We start from the raw sequence: 10983 nt of genomic DNA on the forward strand, positions 1-10983 counted from the left end.
CGAGCGCCGCGACGGCGACGACCCGCACGCCCGCTCGTTGCAGCGTCGCGTGCGCCGCGGCGAGCGTCGCGCCGCTCGTCACGACGTCGTCGAACAGGACGACGCGCGCGCCGGCGCGAACGAGACGCTCCGCCGTCCGCGGCTCGATCCTGAAGGCCCCTTCGACGTTGCGGCGTCGCTCGGCGAGAGTCAGCCGCGCCTGATCCACGACGCCCCGATCGCGGTGCCGCAGCAGGCTCCGTCCGCTGACGAGGCTGGTGCCCCGACACACGGCGTCGCACAGTTCGCCCAACGGAAAGCGTCCCCGCTCACGGTAGGCCGCGGCCCGGGACGGAATGGGCACGAGGACGAGTGGCCCGGCGCCGGCCGATGGCCCCGTGCCCAGCGCGGCATCTTCGAGTGTGGCGTCGGTGAGTGCGCGAGCGAGCGAGCGGCGCGCGAGGCGCACGAGGACGTCGAGGCCGTCGCTGCGGCCACGATCCTTGAACGCCGTGATGGCCTCGCGCAACGGCCCGTCGAACGCCGCAGCGACGGCGACGTCGAGTTCGGGGGCGTGATGGGCTCGCACCGTGAACGCTTCACGGCACAGACCGGCGTCGCACGTCGCGCACCAGCTCGGGCCCCATGCGCCGCAGCCGAGACAGTTCGACGGCCACGCCAGATCGACGACGTCACGCAGCGCGCCCCTCACCCACGCGACCGGCGGCGTGAGCCGGGCGCCGACGTCGCGAGACTGGCGGGGCACACCCGCCATGATGCCGCCCGCGCGACGACGTCACCACCGACACGCGCTCGCCCCTGTGGACGAGGGTGCGCCGCAGCGCTCCCCCGGGCCACAGCCGTCACCGGTTGTGGACGACGGAGTCTCGGCCCACGCTGCCCTGCGCGCTTTCGACCACCTCATCCAGAGCGACGAGCACGTTCGGCGGGCGCCGAACGACGGCGTCCCAAGCGGAGACGGGTGTCAGGATCGCGGGGCGATGAGGTCGCCCCGGGTGAGGAAACTGCTCCACGAGGAGCCCTGGCGCGTGAAGACGGTGTTCGCGTCGGTTCGCACGAACAGGCCGCTTCGCCCGTCGAGAGTAGACACGAGGCTGCTCGCGCCCGTGACGCCGCCGAGGGGCACCGGGGCGTCGTCGAGCGGCACGAGGGTCGGTTGCAGGAGACCGTCGCTCGTGCCGAGGACGGCGAGGGACGTGCCGTCCGCCCACACGACGTCCTTGACGTCGTGCACGCCCGGCGCGATGTCGTGCGCCGGGCCGAGGGAGACAGGTCGACCGCGCTCGTCGCGTTCGACGGCTGCGACGACGGCGCGCGCGTCGTCGCCGTCACGGATGGTGAGAGCGACGCGGGAGCCCTCGGGCGACACGCTGAGCGACGTGACGGAGGACGCGCCGAGCCACGGGACGTCGAGGGCTGTGGGTGTTCGCGTCGGCGAGGTCGACGTCGTGTCGAGCGCCCACAGCGCGGCGCTCGAGGTGTCGCCTGTCCTCTTCGACCTGGACGCCTGCGACGACGGTGTTGATGCCGACGACGTGCGGCCTGCCACCCACAACCATCCGGAGCTGTCGAACGCGGGACGCACGAGCTGGTTTCCGAGATCGGGGACGGTGACGTCGGTGCCGTTGAGCCAGCGTCGTACCGACGTGCGGTCCTTCGAGATCGCCGCGATCTGCCGCCCGCCCTGGCCGGCGGCGAGCAACGACCAGTCGGCCGGCACCGCGGGCAGCACGGGGCGTCCCTGCGCCGCGCGGGCGTCGGTGCCCGAGACGGAGTCGTTCGCCCGGGCGTGCGTCCAGGCGAGGTAGGCGCCACTGCGGGAGATGACCTCGTCGAGGCTGTCGGCGGTGATCGAGTAGCCGACCTGGCTCGGGTCGCTCACCTGCGCAGGCAGGTTGTCGGTCTCCAGGCGCGCCCCGCCGACGCGCACCGAGACCGAGCGCACCTCCGGCGCCTGCATGACGGTCGCCGTCACCGACGCCCACAGCGCGGCGCGCGCGGGGTTGTCGGCAGCACTCGCGCGGCTGGAGAGCGCGACGTCCGCCTCGCCGTCGCGCACGGGCACGGCGTCGACGGCGAGCGCCGTCCCCGTCGGCAGGCTCGTCGCGATGGCGGGGCGCAGCCACTGCGGTGGGGCGGAGAGCGCCGCGCGCGCGAGCGCCGTCGCGAGACCCTGGCGCGGCAGCAGGCGCGGGTCGGGTACGAGCGAGCGTCCGTAGGCGGCCGGGTAGTACACGTTGACGCGGCTGAACAGGCGCGCGACGTCCGTGCTGCTGATCCACACGCCCGGCCCGTCGGGCACCTGGCTGAGGCGCCATCCCCCGGCCGTGGAACTCACCGTGAAGCGCAGGTCGCGGCGGGTCGTCGACGGTTGGCGCACGAGGTGGCCATCGGCGTCGATCGTCGCGACGACGGGGACGCTGAGACGCACCGTCGTCGTGTCGGGGCGGGTGGCCGTGATGTCGCTGTCGCCCGCGAAGACGGTGACGGCGGTGCCCGGTTTCCAGCGACGGCTCGCGTCGCCGGTGAGGAAGGTGCGGGCAGCCTGGTAGTCGTCGTGCGCGGACATCTGGGCGCGCAGGAAACCAGTCGCGATCTGGCGCGGATCGTCGTAGGCCGACGCCGTCAGCGGCTCGACGGCGAGCGGTTCGCTGTCGTCCTTCGCGTCGACGGCCTTGCCCGGCGCGACGCTCGACGTCGAGGGCAACCCGACGCACCCGGCGGTCGCGAACACGCTCGCCGCGGCAGCCACGGCCACCAGGGCGCGCGGCGGCCTGCGTCGCGGGCTCATCGTGGGTCCTCGGCGTCGACGGCGCCCTCACCGTCGATGACCTGGGGCAGCGCGTTCGAGCGCTTCTTCGCATCGATCGCGACCGGGTAGCCCGACGCGAGGCGTGCCCCGCCGTCGGAGGTGCGCATCGTGCCGCTCGAGATCTGTTTCGTCCTCGCGGTGAGGCCGGGCTGCAGCGGGCCCGGACTCGCGGCGATGGCGACGCCCTGCACGCGCGGCAGCGTCAACCGGAAGCAGGAGCCCTCGCCGGGTGCGCCCCACGCCTCGAGAAAACCGTCGTGCAGGCGGGCGTCCTCGAGAGAGATCGACAATCCGAGGCCCGTGCCGCCCGTCGTGCGGGCGCGGGCGGGGTCGGCGCGCCAGAACCGGTCGAAGACCTTGTCCGCCTCGCCCTCCTTGAGTCCGATGCCGTAGTCGCGGACGCTGACGCTGACGGCAGTCGAGTTGGCGCGCAACGTCACGACGACGGGCTGGCCCTGGCCGTGCTCGATGGCGTTGGCGACGAGGTTGCGCAGGATGCGCTCGACGCGGCGGCGGTCGACGTCGATCGTGACGTCGTTCGGCGCGTCGAGCACGAGGCGGCAGCCGAGCTTGTCGGCGAGCTGCGCGTGCATGTCGTTCACCTCGGCGCACAGCTGGCGCATCGACGTGGGTGTGCGGCTCAGCACGGCGCCGCCGGCGTCGAATCGGCTGATCTCGAGCAGGTCCGCGAGCAGCGACTCGAAGCGGTCGAGCTCCTTCGACAGCAGTTCGGAAGAACGCGCGACGTGCGCCGCGAAGTCGCCGCGTGAGTCGTGGATCATGTCGGCGGCCATGCGGATCGTCGTCAGCGGTGTGCGCAGTTCGTGCGAGACGTCGGAGGTGAAGCGTTGCTGCAGGTGCGACAGGTCCTCGAGCTGGCCGATCTGACGTTGCAGGCTCGAGGCCATGGCGTTGAAGCTCGTCGCGAGGCGCGCGATGTCGTCCTCTCCGCGCACCGGCATGCGTTCGTCGAGGTTGCCGGCGGCGAGGCGCTCGGAGACGTGCGCGGCGGAGCGGACGGGCGTCACGACGAGGCGCGTCGCGAGGTAGGCGCAGGCGCCGAGGAGCAGGATGAGCGCGAGGCCGCCGGCGGCGAACGAGGTGCGCACGATGCTGAGCGAGTCGGCTTCCTTGTCCATCGGGAAGATGAGATACAGGTCGTACGCGCCGGCGTTGGGGATGCTGACGCGTGAGCCGACCATGACGGCGGGGATGTGGCGGCCGGTCGCGTCGAGGGAGACGATCTTCCTCTGCTGATGCGCGGGGTCGCGGGCGAGGGCGCCGCGCACGTCGGCGGGTGGGGTGAAGCCGCGCGCACGGGCCGTCGCGACGAGGGGGATGCCGGGGCGCGTGTTGTCGCTGGCGCGCATGAGGATGACGAGGCGCGCGGAGTCGTCGAGGGGGCTTGCGATGCGTTGCACGGAGTCACGCGAGAGGTTGTAGAGCGTCGTCATGTCGGTCTTGTCGGTCGCGTCGAACGCGCTCTGGACGTCAGCGGTCTCGCTCAGCGCGATCTGTTGCGCGGACGCGGTCTTGCTGCGCACGAGCCCGTCGGCGATGCCCTGGTACATGAGGGATCCGACGGCGATGACGACGGTGAGGCCCATGAGCATCGTCAGGCTGATGACGCGCACGTGCAGGCTACGTCGCCAGCTGCGCACGCAGAACGCGACGAGGCGCCCGATTGCGCGGCGGGACGCGTCGTAGGCGCGTCGTAGGACGCTGCGGGGTGCCTCAGGTGGCGGGTGTGCTGGCACCGGCCTTGTATCCCACACCTCGCACGGTCACGACGATCTCGGGCTTCTCCGGGTCCTTCTCGACCTTGGCGCGCAGGCGCTGGACGTGCACGTTGACGAGGCGCGTGTCGGCGGCGTGGCGGTAACCCCAGACCTGTTCCAGCAACACTTCGCGACTGAACACCTGCCATGGCTTGCGGGCGAGGGCGAGCAGGAGGTCGAACTCAAGGGGAGTGAGGGAGATCGGGGTGCCGTCGCGGGTGACGGAGTGGGCGGCGAGGTCGATCGTCAGGTCGCCGATGGTGACGGTTTCGGGTTCGGCGTCGCCGCGGCGCAGACGGGCGCGGACGCGGGCGACGAGTTCGGCGGGTTTGAAGGGCTTGTTGACGTAGTCGTCGGCGCCTGCTTCGAGGCCGGCGACGACGTCGAGGGTGTCGGTGCGGGCGGTCAGCATGACGATGGGGACGTCGGATTCGGCGCGGATGGCGCGGCACACTTCGACGCCGTTCTTGCCGGGCAGCATGACGTCGAGCAGGACGAGGTCGGGTTTCGCGTCGCGGAACGTGGCGAGCGCTGACGTGCCGTCGCCGCAGTGGGTGACGTGGTAGCCCTCGCCGCGCAGAACGATGCCGAGCATCTCGGCGAGTGCCGGGTCGTCGTCGACTATCAGCACACGGTTCATCACGTGGGGGCCCCTTCCTTCGTGCGGCGCGTGCGCCCGGTGGGGCGCCGTCCTCGGCTCATTGTCACACATGCCCGCGGGCCCTCCCCGGACCTCTTCGCGCGTCCTGCCGTCCCCGGGGACGTTCGTTGCCACTCTGCCTGCGCGTGCGTTCTGTCTGGCCGAATGTGGACGTGATTCGCACAGGTGGACGACGATCGCGAAGGTGGGCAGGAATCGCGAATGTGACCGTAAATCGCAGTTGTGCACGCCTCACGGTTGAAACGGCGACAGCCACGAGGGCCGTACCACGTCGCAACGTGGACGGCCCGCGTGTCGCACCGAGCGAGGCCCCCCGGGCCGAGCCGGAAGACGCGCCGAACAGGATCAATCCGGAATGCGCCGAGACTGGACCGGCGAGCTTGCGAGCCGGCCAGCATCGGCACGTTCCGGATTGTGCGGGCCGTACCACGTCGCAACGTGGACGGCCCGCGTGTCGTACCGAGCGAGGCCCCCCGGGCCGAGCCGGAAGACGCGCCGACCAGTCTCGGCGCGTTCCGGATCCTGCGGGCCGTACCACGTCGCAACGTGGACGGCCCGCGTGTCGCAGTGAGACGGGCCCGCCAGGGCCCGGCCACAAGAAGCGCCAGAGAGAATCAAGCCGTAGCACTCCCGCTACTGACGCGCGCTTGCGCGCGGTCAGTAGCGGTAGTGCTCCGGCTTGTACGGGCCGGCAACGTCCACGCCGATGTATTCGGCTTGGTCCTTGCGCAGTTCGGTGAGTTCGACGCCGAGGGCGTTGAGGTGGGCGCGGGCGACCTTTTCGTCGAGGTGCTTGGGGAGCGTCTTGACGAGGGGTTTGCCGTTGTCGGTGTAGGCGTTGCCGTTGGTCCACAGTTCGATCTGGGCGATCGTCTGGTTGGCGAACGAGTTGGACATGACGAAGCTGGGGTGGCCGGTGGCGTTGCCGAGGTTCATGAGGCGGCCTTCGGACAGCACGATGATGGAGCGTTCGTCGTCGGCGCCCTTGTCGAACGTCCATTCGTGGACCTGCGGCTTGATCTCGACCTTTTCGATGCCGGGGATCTTGGCGAGGCCGGCCATGTCGATCTCGTTGTCGAAGTGGCCGATGTTGGACACGATGGCCTTGTTCTTCATGCGTGCCATGTGGTCGGCGGTGATGATGTCGAAGTTGCCGGTCGTCGTGACGAAGATGTCGCCGTACTCGCAGGCCTTGTCCATCGTCGTCACCTGGAAGCCTTCCATCGCGGCCTGGAGCGCGCAGATGGGGTCGATCTCGGTGATGACGACGCGGGCGCCCTGTCCGGCGAGGGCGGCGGCGACGCCCTTGCCCACGTCCCCGTATCCGGCGACGACGGCAACCTTGCCGCCGATGAGCACGTCGGTGGCGCGGTTGAGGCCGTCGATGACGGAGTGGCGGGTGCCGTACTTGTTGTCGAACTTCGACTTCGTCACGGAGTCGTTGACGTTGATCGCCGGGAACAGCAGTTCTCCCGCGCGCGCGAGTTCGTAGAGGCGGTGCACGCCGGTGGTCGTCTCCTCGGTGACGCCCTTGATGCGCTCGCCGACCTTCGTCCACTTCTGCGGGTCGTCGGCCATCGTGGAGCGCACGAGGGCCTTGAAGACGCTGAACTCCTCGGAGTCGGCTTCGGTGGTGGGCGGCACCTGGGCGGCCTTCTCCCACTCGGTGCCCTTGTGCACGAGCATCGTGGCGTCGCCGCCGTCGTCGAGGATCATGTTGGGGGCGTCGTCACCGGACCAGGTGAGGATCTCGTTCGTGCAGGCCCAGTACTCCTCGAGGCTCTCGCCCTTCCAGGCGAACACGGGGACGCCCTTCGGGTCCTCGGGCGTGCCGTCGGGGCCGACGACGACGGCGGCGGCCGCGGCGTCGTCCGTCGAGTAGATGTTGCAGCTCGCCCAGCGGACCTCGGCGCCGAGCGCCGTCAGGGTCTCGATCAGGACGGCCGTCTGGACGGTCATGTGCAGCGAGCCGGCGATCTTGGCGCCGGCGAGCGGCTGCGACTCGGCGTATTCCTCGCGCAGGCTCATGAGGCCGGGCATCTCGTGCTCGGCGAGGCGCAGCTGGTGGCGGCCGGCCTCGGCGAGGCTGATGTCGCGGATCTTGTAGTCGAAGGACATGGGGATGTCGTTCCCTTCGGTTGTCGAATGACGTTCTCGATCAGGCGTCGCCGGCGCGCCCCTCTGGGCTGCTTCGCGCATGGGTCATCACCCACGCCGAACGCGTGCTCGTCAGTCTATCCGCCATCACTGACAGGTCGCCGGGGGCGCCGCATCGCTCAATGCGCGGCGGCCTGGTCGCCGCTGCGGCGGGCGAGCGCGGGCGTCACGAGGGCGACGAGGACGAGACCGACGAGGACGCCGACGATGGCGCTGATGAGGGTGTTCGTCAGCCAGGCGAGCACTCCCCCGAGCGCTCCGGTGGCGTCGGCCACAGCGTGCTCGACGTGGTGGACGGCGTCGTACGGCGCGTGCCAGCCCAGTTCGGCGGAGTTCGCCAGCAGGATGTGCCCACCGACCCACAGCATCGCCACGACGCCCAGCGTCGACAGGAACGACATCACCTTGGGCATCGCCGTCACGAGTCCACGGCCGAGCTTCTCGTTCTTGCCCGACTCGACGAGGTGCAGGCCCACGTCGTCCATCTTGACGATCAGTGCGACGACGCCATAGACGAGCGCGGTGATGAGGAACGCGACGACGATGAGGACGATGGTGCGGGTGAGGAACGGTTCGTGATCGACGGTCTGCAGCGAGATGACCATGATCTCGGTCGACAGGATGAGGTCGGTGCGGACGGCCTCGGCGATGACCTTGTTCTCATCGACGGACTCGGTGGCGACGTCCTCGGCCAGGTGCTCGGCCGGGGTCTCCTCGCGGTGGGCGCGGCGGTGCGCGAGGGCGTGATGGATCTTCTCCGCGCCCTCGTAGGACAGGTAGAGGCCACCGAGGATGAGCAGGATCGTCACCGCGATGGGCAAGAACTGTGACAGCACGAGGATGACGGGCAGGATGATGAGCAGCTTGTTGCGGATCGAGCCCTTCGCGATCTTCGCGATGATCGGCAGCTCGCGTTCCGCGGCGAGACCCTGCACGTAGCGCGGCGTCACGGCCGTGTCGTCGACGACGACGCCCACGGCCTGCGTGCTCGCCTTGCCGGCAGCGGCGGCGACGTCGTCGACGGACGCCGCAGCCATGCGCGCGAGCGCGGCAACGTCGTCGAGCAGTGCGAACAGTCCGCCCGCCATCAGCGCACCTGCGCGCTTCGGTGCGACGGCGGCATGGCGTCAGGCCTCGGGTGCGGAGCGGCGGGCATCATGCGCACAGCCTAGAGAAACCTGGGAGGCTCACGAAATACGCTGAGGGAAGCTATCCACTCCGAGCTTCAGCCTTCGATGCGCGTCGCACCGTGCTGGGTCGAGCCGCCGTCGTTGACCCGCTCGTCGGGCAGGTCGGTGTGCACCGCGGACGAGCGGTGCCCGATACGGCTGCCGACGCGCCCGAGGTCGATGTCGGGTTCGAGGTACATGAGCAACTGCATGTCGGGCTTCGCGGCACGTGCCGCCTGTTCAGCCATGTCGATGGCGTGGGCGATCTCCTCACCCGTGTCGCTCTTGTCGACGGCGAACTTGACGGCGACGAGCAACTCCTCGGGGCCGAGGTGGCTCGTCTTCATGTGGATGACGCGGTTCACGCCGTCCGCCGACTCGATGGCACGTCGGATGTCGCGCACCGTCTCGGGGGTCGCGGCCTCGCCGAGGAGCATGGACTTCGTCTCACGGAACAGGAAGATCGCGACGAGGATGAGCAGGATGCCGATGAGGCCGGCGCCCACGGCGTCCCAGATGCCGTTCTGCGTGACGAGGGCGAGCGAGACGCCGACGAGGGCGAAGACGAGACCGGTGACGGCCGCCGAGTCCTCGCACAGGAGCACAGGCAACTCGGGGCTCTTCGCCGACTTGAGGAACTGCCCCCAGCTCTGTTCGCCCTTCTGCTCGCGTGCCTCCTTGACCGCCGTCATGAGGGAACGGCCCTCCATGAGGATCGCCAGCACGAGCACGACGATCGGCACCCACCACCAGGCCTCGTCCGTCGACGGCTGCTTCGCGCCGGGCTCGCGCATCTGATGGAACTTCTCGTATGCCTCGAACAGCGAGAACAGGCCACCGAGGCAGAACACGATGATGCTGACGACGAAGCCAGCGAGGTAACGCTCACGCCCGTAACCGAACGGGTGATCCTCGTCCGCGTCCTTCTGGGCCTTCTTGCCGCCGATGAGCAGGAGGATCTGGTTGCCCGAATCGGCGGCGGAGTGGATGCCCTCGGCGAGCATCGAACTCATGCCGGTGAGCAACCACGCGATGATCTTCGTGACGGCGATGCCCAGATTGGCCGCCAGCGCGGCGAAGATCGCCGTGTTGTTGCCGCTGTGCCCGCCCGATCCGGTTTCCTTCTCGTCACTCATGACCCCGAGAATAGGTGGCGCCTCTCGCGCCGCCAACCGCGACGGCGCCGTCACACTCCCTCGATCCAGCGAAGGACCCGCCGTGCCGACTCTGCTCTACCTCAGCGAATCCGACGTCCGGGCAGCGTTCACGGCAGACGTCGCGCACGCCTCGCAGCACGCGGCGTTCACCGCGCTCGGACGCGGAGGAGCGCTGCTGCCCGCACGTCTGCTGCTGCCGGGGCGCGGCGACGACGTCGCGTTCTGCTACGCCGCGCGGGCCGAGGCGGGCGCACCGGCCGTCAGCAAGTTCGGTTCGGTACACGCCGGCAACGTCGGCGCGGGGCTGCCCGCGGTGCACGCGCTCGTCACGGTGCTCGACCCGACGACAGGTGTGCCGACGTGCGTCATGGCCGGCACGACGCTGACGACACGCCGCACGGCGGCAGCGAGCGCCGTCGCGATGGAGGCGTTGTGGTCGCCTGACTCGAGCGGGCGCGACGACGTCGGTGAGGCCGACGGCGCAGGTGTCGGTGCCCGGGACGGCATCGGTGTTCATGTCGCGATCGTCGGGAGCGGCGTGCAGGCCGAGGCGCACGCGCACGCGTTGTGCGCGGTCGGCGGTGAGCACACGGTGGGTCGCATCCGGCTCGCGGCGCGCAACCGCGCGAGTGCCGACGAGTTGGTCGCGCGCTGGCATACGACGAAACCCGAGGGCGCACCCGACATGGAACTCGTCGACACGGTCGAGCAGGCGTGCGCGGACGCCGACGTCATCGCGGTGTGCACGACGTCGACGACGCCCGTGCTCGAGGCGACCTGGGTGCGTGACGGCGCCCTCGTCATCTCTGTGGGCTCGTTCAGCGCCGAGCGATCCGAGGTGCCGAGCGACCTGGTCGCTCAGGCACGCGTCGTCGTCGACGACCGCGAGACGGCCCTGGCCGACAACGGGTGCGTCGTCGCGGCCCTCATGGCCGGGGTGTTCGAGACCGGCAGCGTCGAGACGCTCGGCGAGGTGCTCGTGCGCGACGCCGCACATGCCGATGACGATGACGCAGAACGTCACGTCTGGAACGACGACTCCTCGAACAACGGCGTCACCAACCACGGCGCCGCCGACAGCGACGCAGGCGCCCACGGTGAGCGTCGCCCGCGCGTGACGCTCTACGCCTCGGTCGGGATCGGGTTGCAGGACGCTGCCGCGGCCGTCGCGGTACAGGAGGCCGCCCAGCGCGCCGGGGTCGGGACGCCGCTGCCGCTCTGACATCGCTGCCAGGGCTCACTCGCCGTC

At 70.2% G+C, this 10983-nt stretch carries 8 protein-coding genes; 1 reads left to right on the forward strand and 7 read right to left on the reverse strand.

Translation table 11 applies throughout. From position 1 onward, the window contains the following. From B2284_RS02915 to B2284_RS02945, 7 genes are all read right to left on the reverse strand, one after another. Nucleotides 1–745 (reverse strand): ComF family protein (locus B2284_RS02915; RefSeq protein ID WP_286697162.1); only part of this gene is annotated, 745 nt, incomplete at its 3' end. Between the two features lie 219 nt (nucleotides 746–964). Continuing rightward, nucleotides 965–2791, reverse strand: coding sequence for an LpqB family beta-propeller domain-containing protein (locus B2284_RS02920; RefSeq protein WP_136788095.1), 1827 nt, complete (start codon nucleotides 2789–2791; stop codon nucleotides 965–967). Next, nucleotides 2788–4446, reverse strand: a complete 1659-nt coding sequence (mtrB, locus tag B2284_RS02925) for an MtrAB system histidine kinase MtrB (protein WP_376783744.1) — start codon at nucleotides 4444–4446, stop codon at nucleotides 2788–2790. The genes B2284_RS02920 and mtrB overlap by 4 nt, the downstream gene beginning before the upstream one ends. A gap of 100 nt (nucleotides 4447–4546) precedes the next feature. Further along, on the reverse strand, nucleotides 4547–5233 hold the full coding sequence (mtrA, locus tag B2284_RS02930) for an MtrAB system response regulator MtrA (RefSeq protein ID WP_006944431.1): 687 nt from the start codon (nucleotides 5231–5233) through the stop codon (nucleotides 4547–4549). Between the two features lie 675 nt (nucleotides 5234–5908). Further along, nucleotides 5909–7369 (reverse strand): adenosylhomocysteinase, encoded by a 1461-nt coding sequence (ahcY, locus tag B2284_RS02935; protein WP_006944420.1) that lies wholly within the window; start codon nucleotides 7367–7369, stop codon nucleotides 5909–5911. Between the two features lie 158 nt (nucleotides 7370–7527). Further along, a complete protein-coding gene (locus tag B2284_RS02940) occupies nucleotides 7528–8496 on the reverse strand; it encodes a DUF808 domain-containing protein (protein WP_074045520.1) in 969 nt (322 codons plus the stop codon). A gap of 137 nt (nucleotides 8497–8633) precedes the next feature. Next, nucleotides 8634–9713 carry a cation diffusion facilitator family transporter gene (locus B2284_RS02945; protein ID WP_136788097.1) on the reverse strand — a complete coding sequence of 360 codons (1080 nt, stop codon included), beginning with the start codon at nucleotides 9711–9713 and terminating at the stop codon, nucleotides 8634–8636. Nucleotides 9714–9795: 82 nt separating this feature from the next. Here B2284_RS02945 and B2284_RS02950 point away from each other — a divergent pair, with 82 nt between their 5' ends. Next, entirely contained in the window at nucleotides 9796–10956 is a 1161-nt protein-coding gene (locus B2284_RS02950) for a hypothetical protein (RefSeq protein WP_170957154.1), read from the forward strand. Nucleotides 10957–10983: the final 27 nt, after the last annotated feature.

The organism is Dermacoccus sp. UBA1591 (assembly GCF_002322065.1).
GTDB lineage: Bacteria > Actinomycetota > Actinomycetes > Actinomycetales > Dermatophilaceae > Dermacoccus > Dermacoccus nishinomiyaensis.